Here is a 21,090-nt window from a genome sequence, read left to right on the forward strand (position 1 = left end):
CCACGTTGTTGCCGTCTACAGCGTCGGCATCCCGCACCAATGAAATCGACCTTCCTACCGGACGTGACATGACGCGACTCCCCAATCGCCGCCTGCTGGCCCTCGCCCTCGCCGCCGTCACCGGCGCTCCCGCCCTGGCCCAGGCAGCCGAGCCCTTCACTGTCAGCGACATCCGCGTCGATGGCCTGCAGCGCATCAGCTCGGGCACGGTGTTCACCTACCTGCCGGTGGAACGGGGCGAGACGATCACCGACAACAAGGTCGGCGAGACCATCCGCGCGCTGTACAAGACCGGCTTCTTCGAAGACGTGCAGCTGGACCGCCAGGGCAGCATCCTGGTGGTGACCGTCAAGGAACGCCCGGCGATCAACAAGCTGACCGTGACCGGCAACAAGGACATCAAGTCCGAGCAGCTGCTCAAGGGCCTGTCCGACATCGGCCTGACCGAGGGTGGCACCTTCGACCGCCTGAGCCTGGACCGCGTGACCCAGGAACTGCGCCGCCAGTACAACGACCGCGGCAAGTACACCGTCGAGATCACCCCGACCGTGAGCCCGCTGGACCGCAACCGCGTGGACATCGCGATCGCCATCAAGGAAGGCAAGGCGGCCAGGATCCGCCACGTCAACCTGGTCGGCACCGAGAAGTTCGAGAGCAAGGACATCCTGGAGACCTGGGAGTCCAAGGAGCACAACTGGGCGTCGTGGTACCGCCGTGACGACCAGTACTCCAAGGAAAAGCTGTCCGGCGACCTGGAAAAGCTCAACTCGTGGTACCTGGACCGCGGCTACGTCGACTTCAGCATCGATTCCACCCAGGTTTCGATCAGCCCCGACAAGCGCGACATGTTCCTCACCGCGGGCGTGACCGAGGGTGCGCAGTACAAGATCTCCGAGATCAAGGTCAGCGGCGACACCATCCTTCCGCAGGAGGACGTCGAGCGCATGGTGATCCAGAAGCCGGGCGACACGTTCTCGCGTGCCCTGCTGGAATTCAGCTCGGACACCATCACCAACTCGCTGTCCAACATCGGCTACGCGTTCGCCAAGGTGAACCCGATCCCGACCACCAACCGTGCCGAACAGACGGTAGGGATCAACATGCAGGTCGTGCCCGGCCCGCGCGTGTCGGTGCGCCGCATCCTGTTCCGTGGCAACACCCGCACCTCCGACGAAGTGATGCGTCGCGAAATGCGCCAGTTCGAGAACAGCTGGTACTCGCAGGCCGCGATCGACCGCTCCAAGATCCGCCTGCAGCGCTTGGGCTACTTCGAGTCGGTGGACGTCGAGACCCCGGCCGTCAGCGGCAGCAACGACCAGGTCGACGTCGTCTACAACGTCAAGGAAACCACCTCCGGCAGCTTCGTGTTCGGCCTGGGCTATTCGCAGTCCTACGGCATGACCACCTCGGTGCAGCTGTCGCAGAACAACTTCCTCGGCGGCGGCAACCGCGTGTCGGTCGAAGCCTCGCGCAGCAGCTACCTGCAGCGCTACGGCTTCAGCTACACCAACCCGTACTTCACCGACGACGGCGTTTCGCTGGGCTACAACCTGTCCTGGCGTGAACTGGACTACTCCGACTTCAACACCGCGCAGTACAACAGCACCAATGGTTCTGCGCAGGTGGTATTCGGCGTGCCGCTGACCGAGACCGACACCGTCTCGCTGATGTTCGGCATCGACAGCAACCAGATCACGACCTACCGTGGCTCGACCCCGGCCTCGATCATCGATTACATCGATGCGGTCGGTTCGCGCACCTTCCATGCCTGGCGTACCGAGCTGGGCTGGGCGCGCGACTCGCGCAACGATTACTTCATGCCGACCCGCGGTACCTACCAGCGCGTCGGTCTGGAAACCACGCTGCCGGGCTCGACCATCGAGTACTACAAGCTGAACTACCAGATCAGCAAGTACTGGCCGATCATGCCGTCGCTGGTGATCAACACCCGCGCCGAAGTGGGCTACGGCGATGCCTACGGCAAGGACTACACCCGTACGATCACCGACGCCGACGGCAAAACCCGTACCGTCACCGCCAGCGGCCTGCCGTTCTTCGAGAACTTCTACGCCGGTGGTACCAACTCGGTACGTGGCTTCGAGGACAACACCCTCGGTCCGCGCGAAGTAACCCAGGGTTATCCGGAAGGCCAGCCGCTGGGTGGTTCGCTGAAGACCGTCGGTTCGGTCGAAGCCTACTTCCCGCGCCTGTTCGACAGCCCATCGGCCCGCGTGTCGGCCTTTGTCGACTTCGGTAACGTCTACAACGGCACCAAGAACTTCAAGGCCAACGAACTGCGCGTCTCCACCGGTGTGGCCCTGCTGTGGCGCGCCCCGGTCGGCCCGATCTCGATCAGCTACGCGTTCCCGCTGAAGAAGGAAGACGGCGACAAGATCGAACGCCTGCAATTTACCTTCGGCGGTCAGTTCTAAGAACTGACCACCGAAGGTGCGCCGCGGCTTGCTGCGCAAGCAGCGGGTCCCGACCTACCTCCTATCCCCCGCGCCATTGGCGCGCCCCCCTTAACAGAAGGGGGGCTCTCCACCAGACGGGGCGCGAAGCGCCGGGCATTGCCCGGCGTTTTCGTTTAGTCCGGATGCGGGAAGCGCGCACCCCGCTTTTGATTTTTTCTGTTTTTCCGTGGCTGGCACTCGCGCCAGGCCGTCGGAGGTCGGACGGGGTGGGGCTGCGGGGGTGTGAGCCGCATGGATGCGGCGACCAAGGCTACATGGACGTACTTGCGCCGCCCCCCGCAGTCCCGCCCCGTCCGACCCAGCCCATGACACTGGCTCTGCCGGCCGCGAGGGGCCCTGCCGTTGGCTGCATATGCCCCCCGCATGACCGCAATGGCGTCACACGTTAAACTCCCGCCGTGAATACTCCCACCTACACCGCCCAGCAACTCGCCGAGCAGTTCGGCCTGCAGGTCCATGGCGACCCCGCCACCGCCATCCACGGCGTGGCCACCCTCGCCCACGCCGGTCCTGGCCAGCTGACCTTCCTCGCCAATCCACGCTACCGCGCCCAGCTGGCCGACAGCCAGGCCTCGCTGGTCGTGCTGCGCGCCGACGACGCCGAAGCCGCCCCCGGCGCCGCGCTCGTGGCCAAGGACCCGTACACCACCTTCGCCAAGATCGCCGCGCTGTTCGACATCGCGCCCACGCGCCCACCGGGCATCCACCCCAGCGCCGTCATCGATCCCAGCGCCCAGGTCGCCGCCAGCGCCCACATCGGCCCCTTCGTCTCCATCGGCGCGCGCAGCGTGGTCGGCGAGAACTGCATCATCGGCACCGGCAGCGTGATCGGCGAAGACTGCAGCCTGGACAGCGGCTGCGAACTGATCGCCCGGGTCACCCTGGTCACCCGGGTCAAGCTCGGCAAGCGCGTGCGCGTGCACCCCGGTGCCGTGCTCGGTGCCGATGGCTTCGGCCTGGCGATGGACGCCGGCAAGTGGATCAAGGTGCCGCAGCTCGGCGGCGTGCGCATCGGCGACGATTGCGAAATCGGCGCCAACACCTGCGTCGACCGTGGTGCACTGGAAGACACCGTGCTGGACGAAGACGTGCGCCTGGACAACCTGGTACAGATCGCGCACAACGTGCAGATCGGCGCGCACTCGGCCATCGCCGGCTGCACCGGCATCGCCGGCAGCGCCAGGATCGGCCGCTACTGCCTGCTCGGTGGCCACGTCGGCGTGGTCGGCCACCTCGAGATCTGCGACAAGGTCGTGATCACCGGCAAGTCGGTGGTCCGCAATTCCATCCATGAGCCGGGCGAGTACTCGTCCGGCACCCCGTTGACCGACAACCGCACGTGGCGCAAGAACGCCGCGCGCTTCAAGCAGCTGGACGCATTGGCTCGCCGCGTCCTGGCTGCTGGCAAGGAGAAAGAATGAACGACACGCTGCAGCTTCCGATCGACGTCTGCCAGATCCAGGAACTGCTCCCGCACCGCTACCCGTTCCTGCTGGTGGACCGGGTGCTTGAGCTCGACATCGACGCCAAGCGCATCCTGGCGCAGAAGAACGTCAGCATCAACGAGCCGTTCTTCCAGGGTCACTTCCCGGGCCGCCCGATCATGCCCGGCGTGCTGATCATCGAAGCGCTGGCCCAGGCCGGTGGCGTGATGACCCAGCTGACGCTTGGCCGCGATGCGCAGTCCAAGCTGTTCTACATGGTCAAGGTGGAAAACGCCCGCTTCAACAAGCAGGTCGTGCCCGGCGACGTGCTGATGCTGGATGTGCAGATGAAGCGCCTGATCCGCAACATGGGCTGGTACTACGGCGAGGCCAAGGTCAACGGTGAAGTCGTTGCCTCGGCCGAGGTCATGTGCGCCGGTGCCAAGGGCTGATCCACGGGAGGCAGCAATGACTGACAACGCACCACGGATCCACCCGACTGCCGTCATCGATCCGGCCGCGCGCCTGGCCGACGACGTCCAGGTCGGCGCGTTCACCCTGATCGGTGCCGATGTGGAAATCGGCGCCGGCACAGTGGTCGGCCCCCATTGCAGCATCCACGGCCCGACCAGGATCGGCCGTGACAACCGCTTCATCGGTCACGCCGCGATCGGTGGCGAGCCGCAGGACAAGAAGTTTGCCGGCGAACGCACCGAACTGGTGATCGGCGACCGCAACGTGTTCCGCGAGTTCGTCACCCTGAACCGTGGCACCGGCGGCGGCGGCGGCATCACCACGATCGGCAACGACAACTGGATGCTGGCCTACACGCACGTGGCGCACGACTGCCATGTCGGCAACTTCTGCGTGTTCTCCAACAACACCACCCTGGCCGGCCACGTGACCGTGGGCGACTACGTGATCATCAGCGGCTTCGCCGGTGCCCACCAGTTCTGCCGCATCGGTGCGCACGCCTTCCTCGGCATGGGCGCGCTGACCAATGGCGACGTACCGCCGTTCACCATGGTCGGCACCGATTCGCTGGGCCGCCCGCGCGGCATCAACAGCGAAGGGCTGAAGCGTCGTGGCTTCGACGCCGAGCGCATCTCCGCCATCAAGCGCGCCTACCGCACCCTGTACGTGGCGGGCCTGCCGCTGGCCGAAGCCAAGGTGCAGCTGACCGAACAGGCACGCGACAGCGATGACGTGAAGGCCATGCTGGACTTCATCGAACACGCTGAGAGGCCCTTGCTGCGATGAGCAGCACGACCGGCCAGGCGCCGGCCGGCGCCGCCGTGATTCCGCTGGCCTCGATGGCCGGCAGCGTTCCCGCGCAGCGGGTGCTCAGCGAGCGCCCGTTGCGGATCGCTCTGGTGGCCGGTGAGGCCTCCGGTGATCTGCTGGGTGCGGGCCTGGTGCGCGAGCTGAAGGCACGCTTTCCGAATGCCGAATTCGCCGGCATCGGTGGCGATGCCATGCGCAGCGCCGGCTGCCTGACCTGGCACGATGCCAGCGAGCTGGCGGTGATGGGACTGACCGAAGTGCTGCGCCACCTGCCACGCCTGCTGAAACTGCGTTCCGCGTTCCGCCAGCGTGCACTGGAATGGCAGCCGGACGTGTTCATCGGCATCGACGCGCCCGACTTCAACCTGGGCATCGAACGCTGGCTGAAGCAGCGCGGCGTGCGCACCGTGCACTACGTCAGCCCCTCGGTCTGGGCCTGGCGCGAGAAGCGCGCCGAGAAGATCGGCAGCAGTGCCGACCTGGTGCTGTGCCTGTTCCCGATGGAACCCCCGATCTATGCCAGGCACGGCATCGACGCGCGCTTCGTTGGCCATCCGATGGCCGATGACATCCCCCTGCAGGGCAACCGCGAGGAAGCGCGCGCCGCGCTTGGCCTGCCGACCTCGGCCAAGGTGCTGGCAGTGCTGCCAGGCAGCCGCCTGGGCGAAATCTCGCGCCTCGGTGAACCGTTCTTCGAGGCCGCCTGGCAGGTCTCCGAGCGCATCCCCGGCCTGCACGTGGTAGTGCCTGCCGCCAACCCGGCCTGCAAGCGCCTGATCGAAGAACAGCTGTCACGCTCGGCGCTGCCGGTAGCCTTCTCGCATGTACTCGACGGTGAGGCGCGAAACGCGATGATCGCCGCCGATGTGGTGGTGCTGGCCTCGGGTACCGCGACGCTGGAGGCGATGCTGGTCAAGCGGCCGATGGTGGTCGGTTACCGCGTCAACGAGCTGACCTACCGCCTGGTCAAGGCGCTGGGCCTGATCAAGGTCGACCGCTTTGCCCTGCCCAACATCCTGGCGGGCCAGGACCTGGCACCGGAACTGATGCAGCACGACTGCACGCCGGACAAGCTGGCGGCGGCCATCCAGCAATGGTTCGACCACCCGCAGCGGGTGACCGACCTGCAGGACACCTATGCCCGCCTGCATCAACGACTGCGCCGCAATGCCTCGGCCCGCGCGGCCGACGCTGTGGGCGAGCTGTTGATGCGCGACCAGGCCCAGGCATGAGCCGCCGCCACGCCGCAGCGGCCAGCCTGGCCCTGTTCGACGGTGCTGCCGTGGTCGAGCCGGAGCGTCTGGTCGCCGGCGTCGACGAAGCCGGCCGCGGTCCGCTGGCCGGACCGGTCGCGGTGGCGGCGGTGGTGTTCGACCCGGCACGGCCACGCATCAACGGCCTGGACGATTCCAAGCAACTCACCGCAGCCCGCCGCGAGCAACTGCATGACCGCATCATCGAACGTGCCCTGGCCTGGCACGTGGTGCTGGTGGACGTGGACACCATCGACCGCCTGAACATCTACCAGGCCACCCTGCAGGGCATGCGTGACGTCGTTGCAGCGGTCGCCCACGTGGCCGGCTTCGCCCGCATCGACGGCAACGTGGTGCCCAAGGGCCTGGTACTGCCGGCGCAGGCACTGGTCGGCGGTGATGGCATCGACCGCGCGATCATGGCCGCCTCGATCCTGGCCAAGGTCTCGCGCGACCGCTACATGCAGGACGTGCATGCCCGCCACCCGCAATACGGCTTCGAGCAGCACAAGGGCTACGGCACCCCGGCCCATCTGGCCGCCCTGCGCGAGCACGGCCCCTGCATGGAGCACCGGCGCAGCTTCGCCCCGGTGCGCGAGTGCCTGGAAAACCCGGCAGCTGTGACCGCAGACATCGCAATCGCCTGAATCGCCTGAACGGTCGCTGCACCCGGCTGCGAAAGCAGGGTCAGGCGGGGCCCGCGGTTCGCCTGCGAACCGTGGGGAGCGATAGCGCGGATGCGATATCGCATGCCGTCAAGAGCTTGTCGCGCCCTCCAGCCCTCGCTACCCTGACCGGGCACTCCAGCGCTTCCCGACCCCGGCGACGATTCCCCCGTCAGCACCCGGGGCCCGCGCGCTCCAACCTGGTCCGGCATGTCCAACTCCCGCTTCGTACATCTCCACGTCCACACCGAGTTCTCGCTGGCGGACTCCACCATCCGTGTGCCGGCCAAGCCGGACCAGGCGGACCCGAAGAAGGCCAAGCAGGCCAACCTGCTGTCACGCTCGGTCGAACTCGGCCTGCCCGCGCTGGCGGTGACCGACCTCAACAACCTGTTCGCCCTGGTCAAGTTCTACAAGGCGGCCGAAGGCGTGGGCATCAAGCCTATCGCCGGCGCCGACGTGCTGATCGCCGAGGAAGGGCAGGATCCGTGGCGGATGACCCTGCTGTGCCGCGACCGCGAGGGCTACCTGAGCCTGTCGCGGCTGCTGACCCGCGCGTGGATGGAAGGCCATCGCCCCGAAGGCGGCGTGGCCATTCATCCGGACTGGCTGAAGGCCGGCAACGCCAACCTGTTCGCGCTGGCCGGCCGGCAGAGCCTGGCCGGGCGCCTGGCGCTGGACGGCAAGCATGAACTGGCCGAGCAGCAGCTGGCCGATTGGCAGCGCGTGTTCGGCGATGGCCTGCACCTGGAGCTGACCCGCACCGGCCGCGAGGGCGAGGAAACCTTCAACCAGTTCGCGCTGATGGCCGCCGGCCAGCGTGGCCTGCCGGTGGTGGCCAGCAATGATGTGCGCTTCCTGGCGCCCACCGATTTCAGCGCGCACGAAGCGCGCGTGTGCATTTCCACCGGCCGCGTACTGGACGACCCCAAGCGCCCGCGCGAGTACAGCGACCAGCAGTACCTGAAATCGGCCGAAGAGATGTGTGCGCTGTTCGCCGACATTCCCGATGCCATCGACAACACGCTGGCGCTGGCCGAGCGCTGCAACATCGAGATGCGGCTGGGCACCTACTTCCTGCCCAATTACCCGGTGCCCGACGACGAGACCCTGGACACCTGGATCCAGAAGATGTCGCGCGACGGCCTGGAAGAGCGCCTGGAGAAGAATCCGCTGGCGCCGGGCAAGACCCGCGAAGATTATTTCGAGCGCCTGGAGTTCGAGCTCAACACCATCATCAAGATGGGTTTCCCCGGCTACTTCCTGATCGTGGCCGACTTCATCCAGTGGGGCAAGAACCAGGGCATCCCGATCGGCCCTGGCCGTGGTTCGGGTGCCGGTTCGCTGGTGGCGTGGGCGCTGAAGATCACCGATCTGGACCCACTGCCGTACAACCTGCTGTTCGAGCGCTTCCTGAACCCGGAACGCGTGTCGATGCCCGACTTCGACATCGACTTCTGCATGGACCGCCGCGACGAGGTGATCGACTACGTCGCGCGCAAGTACGGGCGCGAGCGCGTCAGCCAGATCATCACCTACGGCACCATGGCCGCCAAGGCGGTGGTGCGCGACTCCGGCCGCGTGCTCGGCTTCCCGTACGGCCTGGTCGACGGTGTTTCCAAGCTGATCCCGAACATCCTCGGCATCCACCTGAAGGATGCACTGGGCAAGGGCAAGGAAGGCCCCAGCTCGGAAATGGCGTCGCCGGAACTGATCCAGCGCTACGAGACCGAGGACGATGTCCGCGACCTGATCGACCTGGCGCTGCAGCTGGAAGACCTGACCCGCAACGCCGGCAAGCACGCCGGTGGCGTGGTGATCGGGCCCGAACCGCTGAGCGAGTTCTGCCCGCTGTACGCCGAACACGACGAGAACGGTCTCGGCAAGAACCCGGTCACCCAGTTCGACAAGAACGACGTGGAAGAAGTGGGCCTGGTGAAGTTCGACTTCCTCGGCCTGCGCACGCTGACCATCATCGACTGGGCGGTGAAGGCGATCAACAAGCGCCATGAGCGCGCCGGCATTCCGCCGGTGGACATCGCCGCGATTCCGCTGGACGACACGCCCACCTACAAGGACATCTTCGCCAACGGCAATACGGGCGCAGTGTTCCAGTTCGAATCCTCGGGCATGCGCCGCCTGCTGAAGGACGCGCGCCCCGACCGTTTCGAAGACCTGATCGCGCTGGTGTCGCTGTACCGCCCCGGCCCGATGGACCTGATTCCCTCCTTCAATGCGCGTAAGCACGGCCAGGAAGAAATCATCTATCCCGATCCGCGCACCGAAGCGATCCTGAAAGACACCTACGGCATCATGGTGTACCAGGAGCAGGTGATGCAGATGGCGCAGATCGTCGGCGGCTACTCGCTGGGCGGCGCCGACCTGCTGCGCCGTGCGATGGGCAAGAAGGTGCCGGCCGAAATGGCCAAGCACCGCGAGATCTTCCGCGAAGGCGCGGCCAAGGACGGCGTGGACGAAGCCAAGGCCGACGCGATCTTCGACCTGATGGAGAAGTTCGCCGGCTACGGCTTCAACAAGTCGCACGCCGCCGCCTACGCGCTGGTCAGTTACCAGACCGCATGGCTGAAACGCCATTACCCGGCCGAGTTCATGGCGGCCACGCTGTCGTCCGATCTGGACAACACCGACAAGGTGGTCGGCTTCCTCGACGAGGTGCGCAACCTCGGCCTGACCGTGCTGCCGCCCAAGGTGAACCAGTCGGCCTTCATGTTCGAAGCGGTGACCCCGGACACCATCCAGTACGGCCTCGGTGCGATCAAGGGCGTCGGCCAGGGTGCCTGCGAGGCGGTGGTCGAGGAGCGACTGAAGGGCGGCCCGTTCAAGGACCTGCTCGACTTCTGCACCCGCGTCGGCTCGGCCAAGCTCAACCGGCGCACGCTGGAAGCGATGATCAACTGTGGTGCGTTGGACGAGCTCGGCCGCAACCGTGCCTCGCTGATGCTGCAGCTGCCGGAGGTGATCAAGGCTACCGACCAGATGGCCCGCGAGCGCGCTTCGGGACAGAACTCGCTGTTCGGTGGCCCGGACCCGAGCGCGACCACGATCCAGCTGGACCTGCCCGAAGCCGAAGAATGGCCGCTGCTGCAGCGCCTCAACGGCGAGCGCGACACGCTGGGCTTCTATCTCAGTGGCCACCCGTTCGATCCATGGCGCGACGATGTACGCGATCTGGTCGGCAACGACCTGGGTTCGGTGGAGAAGATCTGGAGCGCCAACAGCGGTGGCGGCGGCGGCGGCGAAAAGCGCTGGCGCCCGGAAGTACAGACCGTGCTGGCCGGCCAGGTGGTCGGTGTGCGTCGCAAGGGCGAGAGCCAGATCTTCATCCAGCTGGAAGATGGCCGCGGCCGCGTCGAGTGCAGCGCGTTCTCCGACGCGATGGCCGAGTTCGGGCACCTGATGACCAAGGACCGCATCCTGGTGGTCAAGGGCGGCTTGCGCGAGGACGAGTTCAACGGCGGCTACGCACTGCGCATCCGCCAGTGCTGGGACTTCGACGAAGTCTGCGCCAACTACGCCACGCGACTGTCGCTGCGCCTGGACCTGCGCCAGCAGCGTCCGGTCTGGGAGCGCATCGATGCGCTGCTCGACCGCCATCGCCCGGGGCGCACACCGCTGCGCCTGGACCTGCTGCTGAAGGGCCCGCACGGCGGCGTCGCCGGCATGCTCGATGTGTCCGGGCAGAGCGCGGTGCGCATCGATTCCAAGTTGATGGAGGCGCTGCGCGCCGACCCCGCCGTGCGCACGCTGAAAGTGCGCTACAGCCCACCGTGGGCCAGCTGAGGTCGGCTCCTCCGTATTCCTGTTTTTCCCGTTCCAGTCATCAAGGACGATTGCCAATGAAGACCCTGCTGTTCCCGTTCGCCGCCGCGCTGGCCCTGGCCGCCTGCTCGCCATCGAAGGTCGAGTTCCAGATCGACAACCCGACCGATGCGCCGCTGGCCCTGAGCATCGATGGCAAGGACCTGCCGGTGGCCGCACAGGGCTCGCGCCCGATCTCGCTCGCTGTCGGTGAGCACCGCCTGCACACCGACAAACTGGGCGACGTGCGCTTCATCGTCTACGTCGATGGCCGTGGCGGCCTGATCAACCCGACCCTGAGCGAGTACGTGATCGCCCGCGAGGTCTATGTCACCGACGAGAGCAAGCTGAAGAACTTCGGCGTCGGCAACAAGGGCATCGAACTTGGCGGGGTCGACTTCGAAGGCCCGTTCGAAAAGAGCCACGACCTGTTCATCGACAAAACCTGGACCTACGGCGTGCGCGAGCCCTTCCCGAAGGAAAAGGTGGTGGCCCACGTCGACGCCAGCGGTGGCCAGATCGTGGCCAAGGTGTTCACCGCGCCAGACTTCATCGCTTACGTGGAAGAAGGCATGGGCGAGCCCGGCGCGTTCAAGCGCGAGCAGCCGGCCGGCTACGTGGCCCCGGCGTTCAGCCTGGAACCGGCCCCGGCCAGCCTGCCGGCGCTGGTGCCGGCCTTCGAGGCCCACGCCGCGCCGCTGCGCGAGGTCTATGCGCGCTGGCTGAAGGCTACCACCGCCGATGAACAGAAGGCGCTGCGCAAGCAGGACTTCGCCGCGCAGATGGCCTTCACCTCGGCCACCGCCACGCTGGGCAGCGGGCTGGGCCGTGACGCCAACGAGGCCTACAACGACTTCGTTTCCCAGCGCAGCCAGCTGATGGGCCGCAGCGCCCTGGTGGTGCCCTGAGCTGACTGGCGCGCCCCGCCCGGCTGCGCTACCGTCGCCTTCCAGACGAAGGCGTACGGGTGGTTTGCGCGCATTCGGCTAGAATTCCCCTCTTCTTTACACGACGGCTTCCGATGAATCCGAACTACCTCGACTTCGAGCAACCCATCGCCGACCTGGAAGCCAAGATCCAGGAACTGCGCAACGCCAGTGCCGGGCCGGCGGTCAATGTCGAGGCGGAAGTGCACGCGCTGCAGGACAAGCTGCGCATGCGCACCGCGCAGATCTTCCGCAACCTGACCTCGTGGCAGGTGCTGCAGCTGGCACGTCATCCGTCGCGCCCTTACACCGCCGACTACCTCCGCGTCATGTTCGATGAGTTCCAGGAGCTGGCCGGCGACCGTGCCTTCGCCGACGACAAGGCGATCATGGGTGGCCTGGCCCGCATCAACGGCCGTGCAGTGATGGTGATCGGCCACCAGAAGGGCCGTGACACCAAGGAGAAGATCAAGCGCAACTTCGGCATGCCCAAGCCGGAGGGCTACCGCAAGGCCCTGCGCCTGATGAAGATGGCCGAGCGCTTCGGCCTGCCGGTGCTGACCCTGATCGACACCGCTGGCGCCTGGCCGGGCATCGACGCCGAATCGCGCGGCCAGTCCGAAGCGATCGCGCGCAACCTGATCGAGATGGCCGAACTGAAGGTGCCGATCATCTGCACCGTGATCGGCGAAGGCGGCTCCGGCGGCGCGCTGGCGCTGGGCGTGGGCGACCGCACCGTGATGCTGGAATACGCGGTGTACTCGACCATCACCCCGGAAGGCTGCGCCTCGATCCTGTGGAAGGACGCCGGCAAGGCCAAGGACGCGGCCGAACAGCTGGGCCTGACCGCCCCGCGCCTGAAGAGCCTGGGCCTGGTCGACAAGGTCGTACGCGAGCCCACCGGCGGCGCCCACCGCAACCCGACGCAGATGGCCAAGCGCCTGAAGGCGGTGCTGCTGAACGAACTGGACGCGCTGGACAAGCTGTCCACCGAACAGCTGCTGGAACAGCGCTACGCGCGCCTGCGCAGCTACGGCACGTACGAAGCAGCCTGACGTAGTGCCGGCCGCTGGCCAGCATGCAGGTAGGCCTGGTAGTGCCGGCCGCTGGCCGGCAACACGCAGGTGATTGCAGAAACGAAAGCGCCGGGCATTTGCCCGGCGCTTTCGTTTGCGCCCTGACGGCATCCACGCATGGCGTGGATCTACCGGGTGCAGATGACCCCGCCTCAGAACGGCTTGGCCAGCACCAGCCATACGATCGGAATGAAGGCCAGCAGCGGGATCTCGTTGATCCAGCGCAGCGCGCGCGACGACGGCAGCGCCCTGCCCTTGGCCACGCCCTTGAGCAGGCGGCCGATCCAGCCGAAGTACACCAGCAGCAGCACCACCAGCCCCAGCTTGGCATGCAGCCAGCCGGCGCCGCCAGGCGCGACCATGGTCGGGAAATCAGGGATGACCTTGTAGCCCAGCCACAGCACCAGGCCCAGCAGGAATGCCAGGCCGAACATCGAGTGGCCGAAGCGGTACAGGCGCAGGCCCATCAGCTGCAGGCGCTCGGTCACCGCCGGCTGGCCCGCAGTCTCGGCCAGGTTCACCAGGATGCGCGGCAGGTAGAACACCGTGGCCATCCACGCCACCACGAACACGATGTGGAAAGTCTTGACCCAGTAGTAGCTCTGCATGCGCTCGCTCCGGCGGCTGGCGTAGATGGGTACCCATTGTCGCAGTAGAGCCACCCCATGGGTGGCTGCCGCGTCCAATCGCCGCAGCATGGCAGCCACCCATGGCGTGGCTCTACTGCAGGTCCGCCACACCCGGGGGCGCAACACCGTACGATAGGCGCCTTTTCCCCGATCGCGCACCGCCCCATGGACAAGACCTACGACGCCGCCTATTTCCAACGCTGGTACCGCCGTGCCGACATCGGCGGCAGCGCCCGCCTGGCGCGAAAGGTCGCCCTGGCCGTGGCCAGTGCCGAGTACTACCTGGAACGACCGATCCGCAGCGTGCTGGACATCGGCTGCGGCGAAGGCGCCTGGCGCGCACCGCTGCTGAAGCTGCGTCCGAAGGTCGAATACCTCGGCTTCGACAGCAGCGAGTACGCTGTGCGCCGCTACGGCAGGACCCGCAACCTGCACATGGCCCGCTTCGGCGATTTCGCCTGGCTGCGGCCCTGTGCCCCGGTCGACCTGCTGGTCTGCTCGGACGTGATGCACTACGTGCCCGACCGCGAGCTGCGCGCCGGACTGGCCGGCGTGGCAGAGCTGACGGGCGGCGTGGCTTTCCTGGAGACCTTCGCCGCCGAGGACGCGTTCGAAGGCGACCACGACGGCTTCCAGGCCCGCCCGGCGCGTTGGTACCGCCGCACGCTGGCCCGGCACGGCCTGCAGCCGGTAGGGTCGCACTGCTGGCTCGGCCCCGCCCTGGCAGGCGATGCGGCCGCGCTGGAACGGATGTGAATCCAGATTCATTATTTTCAGCCGACTTAACCTGCGGGACACCCGGATGGGATATGCTGCGCGGCAACATATGACCATACATATTCGGTCGTCATGCTCTATCAACTGCACGAACTGACCCGCAACCTGCTCGCCCCTTGGGTGCACCAGGCCCAGGCAAACGCCAGGTTCTTCGCCAACCAGGGCCACTGGTGGTCGCAGATGCCCGGCGCTGATCGCCTGGCGGCGGTCAATGAACTCTTCCACCGCATCGGCAAGGATTACGAGAAGCCCGAGTGGGGCATCAACGAAATCGACGTCGATGGCGAACGCGTGCCGATCGTCGTGCACGAGGAAGTAAGCAAGCCGTTCTGCAAGCTGCTGCGCTTCAAGCGCCACAGCAATGAAGCCGACCAGCTGCACACCATGCTCAACCAGCCGTTCGTGCTGGTGGTAGCGCCGCTGTCAGGCCACCATGCCACGCTGCTGCGCGATACCGTGCGCACGCTGCTGCGCGACCACCGCGTGTACGTCACCGACTGGGTGGACGCGCGCATGGTGCCGGCCAGCGAAGGCGAATTCGGCCTGGACGACTACATCGCCTACATCCAGGAATTCATCCGCCACCTCGGCGTGGAGCGCCTGCACGTGGTGAGCGTGTGCCAGCCGACCGTACCGGTGCTGGCCGCGGTTTCGCTGATGGCCAGCCGTGGCGAACCGACGCCGCGCACGCTGGTGATGATGGGTGGCCCGATCGATGCGCGATGCAGCCCGACCGCAGTGAACAACCTGGCCACGCAGAACCCGCTGTCGTGGTTCGAGAACAACGTCATCCACACCGTGCCGGCCAGCTATCCCGGCGCCGGTCGCCGCGTGTACCCGGGCTTCCTGCAGCACGCCGGCTTCCTGTCGATGAACCCGAGCCGCCACTTCAGTTCGCACTGGGATTTCTATACCGACCTGGTCAAGGGCGACCTGGAAGACGCCGACGCGCACCGTCGTTTCTACGACGAGTACAACGCGGTGCTCGACATGCCGGCCAGGTACTACCTGGATACGATCCGCGTGGTGTTCCAGGACTTCCTGCTGCCGCGTGGTGAGTGGGTGGTCAACGGCGAGAAGGTCGATCCGTCGGCGATCCGCGATACCGCGCTGCTGAGCATCGAGGGCGAGCTGGACGATATCGCCGGCCTCGGCCAGACCGAAGCCGCACAGGCGCTGTGCACCGGCATCACTGCGGACCGCCGTGAGCATTTCATCGTCGAAGGTGCCGGCCACTACGGCATCTTCAGCGGCCGTCGCTGGCGCGAAGTGGTGTATCCGAAGGTGCGCGACTTCTTCGCCGCGCATGCCGAAGCACCGGCGGCGAAGGCCACGAAGAAGAAGAGCAACGTCACCCCGTTGCGGCGAAAGGCGGGCTGATTCCCGGCAGGGGTCGGATCCCTTTCCAGCGGAAAGGGCTCTGACCCCAGCATGATGGGATCCGGGGTCAGAGCCCTGTTCTGCGAACAGGGATCCGACCCCTGGCCTGTTACAACCGCACCAGCAGGTTCTTGGCAATCAGCCCGTGCAGCTTGCCGATGCCGCGTGCCAGATGCATCGTCAGCAGTAGCAGCAGCGCGCCCGCCGCAGCAACCGTGATCGCCACCAGCGGCGATGCAGCCATCGGCAGTACGTTCACGCCATCGACGTACACGCCCGGAATGTCGCCACTGAAGATCGCCGCGACCGGCGCCCAGATCAGGCTCAGCGACAGCGACAGCAGCGTCACCGCGAGGGTGAAGTAGATGACGCCCAGCGGCAGCATCAGCACGAAGTACAGCAGGGTCAGCCAGGTGCGGCCATCGGTGAACATGTCGCCGATGCGCTGCAGCCAGGTGCGGCTGCGATCGGTGTAACGCGGACGGCGCGGCATGCGCTCGCCCAGCAGCGCTTCCACCAGCCGCCCTTCCAGCAGCGCCAGCCCGCGCACCGAGCCGAAGAACAGCACGGTCAGCGGAATGCCCACGATCAGGATCAGCAGGCCCAGCGACAGCGACAGGCCGGTCACCACCCAGGTGAAGAAGAAGATGCCGGTAGCCAGCGACAGCAGCATGTAGAACAGCGCACCGTAGGTGTGCGGATCGGTCACCACACCGAAGAAGCGCGCCAGCAGCGAGCGCTGCACCGGCGCCGGCGGCGGTGCGGCCGGCTCGACGCCACTGGCTTCCGCCGCCGCGCGCAGCACCGGCGCGGTATCTGCACGTGGCGTACGCAGCGCGCGGTTCACCGTCACTTCGGTCTCGCGATAGATCTCGGCCACTTCGTCCGGGGCGCCATAGCTGCCAGCGACGTCGGCGATCACCTCGGCCTCGCTGCGGCCGGGCTGCGCCGCCAGCTCCGAGCGCAGGTATTCCTCGGCGTCGTACAGCGCGTCCTGCACCATCGCCGGGTCGGCACCTTCCAGCGCCACACGCAGCTGCGCCAGGTACTGCGGGATGGTCGTGGGCAGGGCTCGGCCTGCCAGGCTCGGGTCGTTCATTGCGGTACCCCCTCCAACACGGAATCGACGGAATCGCGGGTGGCCTGCCAGGCGTGGCGCCACTGCGCCAGCACCTCGCGGCCACGTTCATTGATGCGGTAGTAGCGCCGCGGCGGACCGCTGCTGGACGGCTCCACGTGGCTTTCCAGCAGACCGGCAGCCTCCAGGTTGCGCAGCACCGGGTACAGCGCGCTCTGCTTGCCGCTCAGCACGCCCTCGCCCACCCGCTCCAGCTCCTTGGCAATGAGGTAGCCGTACAGCGGCTCCCCGGCCCGGGCCAGCACCGCCAGCAGGGCCAGCGACACCGTTCCGGCGCTGAGCTCCTTCTGGAACTTCTTCAGCTGGACATCGTCCTCGGACATGACCGGCCCTCCACTACGTTGAAGTCCACAGTAGTACGAAGTTCGGTATAGCGAATGTGTCGTTAGTCATCGTGCCGGTTGGCGTGGCCGGGCCGCTCGCGCAGAATCGAAGCCTCGTTCATGTTCCGGGGATCCCATGCCGCACCGTCGCCGTCTTGCCCTGACCGCCCTCGCCCTGGCCTGCCTGCTGCCCTCGCTGGCCAGCGCGGCAACGCCCTACCGCAGCCCGCAGCAGATCCTTGATGCCTCCGCGGCCAGCGACTGGCGTACCCCGGACCCGGCCAACCTGCTGTACATGGACCTGCCGGCTGGACGGGTGATCATCGAGCTGGCGCCGCAGTTCGCCCCGCGCCATGTCGCCAACATCCAGACCTTCGCCCATGAGCACTTCTGGGACGGCACCAGCATCTACCGCTCACAGGACAACTTCGTGGTGCAGTTCGGCGATGCCGACGCCGATGACGCGGCCAAGGCCAGGCCGTTCGGCAGTGCCGCGCGCAAGCTGCCGGCCGAATTCGAACGTGCCAGCGCGGGCCTGAAGGTAAGCGTGCTGCCCGACCGCGATGGCTGGGCCGCGCAGACCGGTTTCGTCGACGGCTTCCCGGTGGGCCAGGACCCGCAGGCCGGCAAGGCCTGGCTGGCGCACTGCTACGGCATGCTCGGCGCCGGCCGCAGCAACGAGGAAGACAGCAGCATCGGTGCCGAACTGTACGTGGTGACCGGCCAGTCGCCGCGCCAGCTGGACCGCAACATCACTGTGGTCGGCCGCGTGCTGAAGGGCATGGAACTGCTCAGCGCAACACCGCGCGGGCCCGCGCCGATGGGCTTCTACCAAGACCCGAAACTGCGCACGCCGATCGTGTCGATCCGCCGCGCCAGCGATGTGCCGGCAGCCGAGCGCACGCCGATCCAGGTACTGCGTACCGACTCGAAGACCTTCGCCGATACGGTGGAGGCGCGGCGCAACCGCGTGGATGATTTCTACAAGCGTCCGGCCGGGCATATCGATCTGTGCAATATTCCGGTGCCGGTGCGCTGATGGTTTCCTGCGCGTGACGCGTGCTGAAGGTGCTTCACTGTTCATGGGCGTCACTTTTCTTTTCGCGCGAAAAGAAAAGTAACCAAAAGAAACGCGCCGCCAGGTCGCGAGCCGCCGTGCTTCGCACGTCGGTCCCCTGCGCTTCTCGGTGAATCAGGGGACGGTGCCGAACTCGCTGCGCTCAGACATCGGCACCTCTTCGCCCCTGATTCCCCTGCGATGCTCGGCTCACTCAAGGCGGACCCAAGGTCAAGAGCCACAGCTGCACGACGATGCATGGTAGTGCCGGGCCGGGCCCGGCGAGCGAAGCGACCGCTTCTGCCTTTGATCTTGGATCCGCCTTGAGCGAGCCGAGCACCGCAGGTCCGGCGAGGGCGAAGAGGCGCGGGTGTCTGAGCGCAGCGAGTTCCCGCGCCGTCCCTCGACGGGCCGAGGAGCGCAGGGCACCGGTGCGCAGCACCGGCTCGCGGCCGGCGGAACGTTTCTTTTGGTTACTTTTCTTTGCGTACAAAGAAAAGTAACGCCCATGAACAGTGAAGCACCTTCAGCACGCGCAACGCGCAAAACGCCAATTCCTCAGCCCTTCTGGCTCACCGCCACGCTACCCAGAATCAACACACCCGCAATCAACATCTGCACCGTCACCGCCTCCCCCAGGAACAACCACGCAAACGCCGCGCCGAACAGCGGAATCAGGTAGGTCACCGTCGACGCCCGTGACGGGCCGATACGGCCGATCAGGCGGTAGAACATCAGGAACGCCAGCCCGGTGCAGGCCACGCCCAGTGCGACGGCCGCGCCCCAGGCCTTCAGCGGAATCGCCGCCTGCGGCCAGTGGCTCACCGCCATCGGCAGCATCCACAGCGAGGCACACGACAGCGTTGCCGCCGCCGCTGCCGCCGACGGCAGGCCGGTCATGTGCCGCTTCACCAGGTTCACGCCCAGGCCGTACAGCAGCGAAGCCGCCGCACCGGCCAGCACCGCGGTGCCGATACTCAGGCCGGAAACCTTGGCGGTGGCCAGCACCACTACGCCAGCGAAGCCAACCAGCAAGGCACCGGCGCGGCGCATGCCGATCTTCTCGCCGAAGAACAGGAAGGCGATCAGCGCGGCGAACAGCACGGTCATCGCATTGCAGATCGCGCCGATCGCCGCCGGCGCCTGTTCCGCTGCATAGGCGAACAACACGAACGGCAACGCCGAGTTGATCAGGCCGATCGGCGCCAGCCACAGCCAGCGCCGCGGCGGGAACTGCGCGCGGGCGCGCCACAGGAACGGCAGCAGCACCAGCGCACCCAGCACCAGCCGCACCTCGACCAGCGCGAACGGGCCGAACGACGGCACCGCCACCCGCATGAACAGGAACGAGCAGCCCCAGATGGCGCCCAACAGGGTCAATTCCAGCGGCGTGCGCCAATCGCGCTCGGCCGCCTGTGGGACCGCATTCATGCCTTGCCTCCGTACATCGTCAATTCCTCGCCAAGGGGAATAGGATCAGGCGCAGACGCCCGCCGCACAAGCGCGTAGTATCGCTGCCAGCCACAAATATGGTTTGAGGCTCGACATGCTGCTACGCCCTTCCCTGCTACCCGCACTGGCCGTGTTCGCGGTCGCCGCGCGCCACCAGAACTTCGCCCAGGCCGCGCAGGAGCTGCACCTGACCGCCAGCGCGGTCAGCCACCACGTGCGCCGCCTGGAAGAGGTGCTCGAGGTGCGCCTGTTCCTGCGCCACGCGCGTGGCGTGCGCCTGACTGCCGAGGGCCGGCAACTGGCCGACGCCGCCAGCGCCGCCTTCACCGATGTCGCGGCCGTCGCCCATCACCTGCAGCCGGATGCCGACAGCGTGCCGCTGCGGATCACCACGCTGCGCTCGCTGTCCTACTGCTGGCTGCTGCCACGGCTGCCGCGCTTCACCCAGGCCTACCCGCACATCCGCATCGAACTGCATACCGGCAGCGGGCTGGATCGCTATGACGACAACGGCCCGGAAGTGGGCATCCGCTACGGCCTGGGCCAATGGCCCGGCCTGCGTGCGCAGCACCTGATGGATGACTACCTGTTCCCGGTCGCCTCACCGGCACTGGCCGGCGTCGAAACGCTGGTCGATCCGGCGCGCATCGCCGACCTGCCGCTGCTCACCGACCTGTCGCCGCAGGGCTGGCGCGACTGGTTCCGCCACGCCGGCGTGCGCACGCCGTCGCCGCTGCCGCCCATGCACACCTTCGCCGACAGCACCGATGCGATGCGTGCAGCGGTGTATGGCATGGGCGCGGTGCTGGCGCGAACCCACATCGCCCAGCCCTATCTGCAGCGCTACGAGGTGGTGCGCCTGCCCGGCCCGGCACTGAAGGCGCGCTATGCGTATCACGTAGTGCATGCCGAAGGACAACCGCCCAGCCCGGCCGCACGCCTGTTCATCGACTGGCTGCTGGAGCAGGCGCAGGACGAACGCACACCGATTCCCGCATTGCCGGACAGCCTGCTCGGACGCCCGGCCACACGCGCCTGACTGCACCCTCACCCGTTCTTTGCCCGGCGCTGGCTAGGCTGCAGGCAACTCCACAACGTACCTACGCCATGGCCATGCTGCGACTGCGCATCACCGGAACTGAAGACGACGCCCGTGCCATCAGCGACCTGCTGCTCGGCCTGGAGGGCATCGAGCATGTCGAGGAAACCGACGATCTGATGCCGCACATGGACGACGACGATTCCAGCTCGGCCGGGCTGTCCGACGACATCGGCCCGGGCATCCATGAGCTGGAAGTGGAAGTCGGCAATGAAAGCACCGCGCAGAAGGTGCGCGACGCAGTGCAGGAACTGGCGCTGGAGCTGGATGTGTTCGTCGAGTACGAGACCGACGAGGGCTGATGCCGGCGGGCT

At 66.8% G+C, this 21,090-nt stretch carries 18 protein-coding genes; 14 read left to right on the forward strand and 4 right to left on the reverse strand.

Annotation, left to right across the window (positions count from 1 at the left end):
* Positions 1–68: 68 nt before the first annotated feature.
* The 9 genes from bamA to AC5P67_RS07215 all read left to right on the forward strand — a co-directional run bounded on the left by bamA (position 69) and on the right by AC5P67_RS07215 (position 12,900).
* Positions 69–2,432 carry an outer membrane protein assembly factor BamA gene (gene bamA / locus AC5P67_RS07175; RefSeq protein ID WP_262247216.1) on the forward strand — a complete coding sequence of 788 codons (2,364 nt, stop codon included), beginning with the start codon at positions 69–71 and terminating at the stop codon, positions 2,430–2,432.
* 440 nt (positions 2,433–2,872) lie between these two features.
* Positions 2,873–3,895, forward strand: coding sequence for a UDP-3-O-(3-hydroxymyristoyl)glucosamine N-acyltransferase (lpxD, locus tag AC5P67_RS07180; protein WP_005408738.1), 1,023 nt, complete (start codon positions 2,873–2,875; stop codon positions 3,893–3,895).
* Positions 3,892–4,350, forward strand: coding sequence for a 3-hydroxyacyl-ACP dehydratase FabZ (gene fabZ, locus AC5P67_RS07185; protein ID WP_005408737.1), 459 nt, complete (start codon positions 3,892–3,894; stop codon positions 4,348–4,350). The genes lpxD and fabZ overlap by 4 nt, the downstream gene beginning before the upstream one ends.
* A 16-nt stretch (positions 4,351–4,366) precedes the next feature.
* Positions 4,367–5,158 carry an acyl-ACP--UDP-N-acetylglucosamine O-acyltransferase gene (gene lpxA, locus AC5P67_RS07190; protein ID WP_005412736.1) on the forward strand — a complete coding sequence of 264 codons (792 nt, stop codon included), beginning with the start codon at positions 4,367–4,369 and terminating at the stop codon, positions 5,156–5,158.
* Positions 5,159–5,211: 53 nt separating this feature from the next.
* Positions 5,212–6,414: a lipid-A-disaccharide synthase gene (lpxB, locus tag AC5P67_RS07195; protein ID WP_043034888.1), complete on the forward strand. Its 1,203-nt coding sequence runs from the start codon at positions 5,212–5,214 to the stop codon at positions 6,412–6,414.
* Complete coding sequence (gene rnhB / locus AC5P67_RS07200) at positions 6,411–7,082, forward strand: ribonuclease HII (protein WP_005412735.1); 672 nt, start codon at positions 6,411–6,413, stop codon at positions 7,080–7,082. Before lpxB ends, rnhB begins: the two co-directional genes overlap by 4 nt.
* A 228-nt stretch (positions 7,083–7,310) precedes the next feature.
* Positions 7,311–10,901: a DNA polymerase III subunit alpha gene (gene dnaE, locus AC5P67_RS07205; protein ID WP_043034852.1), complete on the forward strand. Its 3,591-nt coding sequence runs from the start codon at positions 7,311–7,313 to the stop codon at positions 10,899–10,901.
* 56 nt (positions 10,902–10,957) lie between these two features.
* Positions 10,958–11,827, forward strand: a complete 870-nt coding sequence (locus AC5P67_RS07210) for a hypothetical protein (RefSeq protein ID WP_059033803.1) — start codon at positions 10,958–10,960, stop codon at positions 11,825–11,827.
* A 113-nt stretch (positions 11,828–11,940) separates the two neighbouring features.
* Positions 11,941–12,900 (forward strand): acetyl-CoA carboxylase carboxyltransferase subunit alpha, encoded by a 960-nt coding sequence (locus AC5P67_RS07215; RefSeq protein ID WP_005408731.1) that lies wholly within the window; start codon positions 11,941–11,943, stop codon positions 12,898–12,900.
* A gap of 173 nt (positions 12,901–13,073) precedes the next feature.
* On the opposite strand, the gene AC5P67_RS07220 is transcribed toward AC5P67_RS07215, so the two are convergent.
* Entirely contained in the window at positions 13,074–13,529 is a 456-nt protein-coding gene (locus AC5P67_RS07220; protein ID WP_005408730.1) for a CopD family protein, read from the reverse strand.
* A gap of 186 nt (positions 13,530–13,715) precedes the next feature.
* Here AC5P67_RS07220 and AC5P67_RS07225 point away from each other — a divergent pair, with 186 nt between their 5' ends.
* On the forward strand, positions 13,716–14,306 hold the full coding sequence (locus AC5P67_RS07225; protein ID WP_005408729.1) for a class I SAM-dependent DNA methyltransferase: 591 nt from the start codon (positions 13,716–13,718) through the stop codon (positions 14,304–14,306).
* A gap of 93 nt (positions 14,307–14,399) precedes the next feature.
* Entirely contained in the window at positions 14,400–15,707 is a 1,308-nt protein-coding gene (locus tag AC5P67_RS07230) for a polyhydroxyalkanoate depolymerase (protein ID WP_005408728.1), read from the forward strand.
* Positions 15,708–15,816: 109 nt separating this feature from the next.
* On the opposite strand, the gene AC5P67_RS07235 is transcribed toward AC5P67_RS07230, so the two are convergent.
* Both AC5P67_RS07235 and AC5P67_RS07240 read right to left on the reverse strand, forming a co-directional pair.
* Positions 15,817–16,806 carry a sensor domain-containing protein gene (locus AC5P67_RS07235; RefSeq protein WP_049395934.1) on the reverse strand — a complete coding sequence of 330 codons (990 nt, stop codon included), beginning with the start codon at positions 16,804–16,806 and terminating at the stop codon, positions 15,817–15,819.
* Positions 16,803–17,168, reverse strand: a complete 366-nt coding sequence (locus AC5P67_RS07240) for a PadR family transcriptional regulator (protein ID WP_005408726.1) — start codon at positions 17,166–17,168, stop codon at positions 16,803–16,805. The genes AC5P67_RS07235 and AC5P67_RS07240 overlap by 4 nt, the downstream gene beginning before the upstream one ends.
* Before the next feature lie 136 nt (positions 17,169–17,304).
* Between AC5P67_RS07240 and AC5P67_RS07245 the strand changes: the two genes are divergently transcribed.
* Complete coding sequence (locus tag AC5P67_RS07245) at positions 17,305–18,207, forward strand: peptidylprolyl isomerase (protein ID WP_111117848.1); 903 nt, start codon at positions 17,305–17,307, stop codon at positions 18,205–18,207.
* Between the two features lie 576 nt (positions 18,208–18,783).
* Here AC5P67_RS07245 and AC5P67_RS07250 read toward each other — a convergent pair.
* Entirely contained in the window at positions 18,784–19,656 is an 873-nt protein-coding gene (locus tag AC5P67_RS07250) for a DMT family transporter (protein WP_099490393.1), read from the reverse strand.
* A gap of 115 nt (positions 19,657–19,771) precedes the next feature.
* Between AC5P67_RS07250 and AC5P67_RS07255 the strand changes: the two genes are divergently transcribed.
* Together AC5P67_RS07255 and AC5P67_RS07260 are read left to right on the forward strand one after the other, a co-directional pair.
* Positions 19,772–20,716 carry a LysR substrate-binding domain-containing protein gene (locus AC5P67_RS07255; RefSeq protein ID WP_005408722.1) on the forward strand — a complete coding sequence of 315 codons (945 nt, stop codon included), beginning with the start codon at positions 19,772–19,774 and terminating at the stop codon, positions 20,714–20,716.
* 68 nt (positions 20,717–20,784) lie between these two features.
* Positions 20,785–21,078, forward strand: coding sequence for a hypothetical protein (locus AC5P67_RS07260; RefSeq protein ID WP_005408721.1), 294 nt, complete (start codon positions 20,785–20,787; stop codon positions 21,076–21,078).
* Positions 21,079–21,090 lie beyond the last annotated feature (12 nt).

The organism is Stenotrophomonas sp. YJH_SMC_21 (assembly GCF_059369555.1).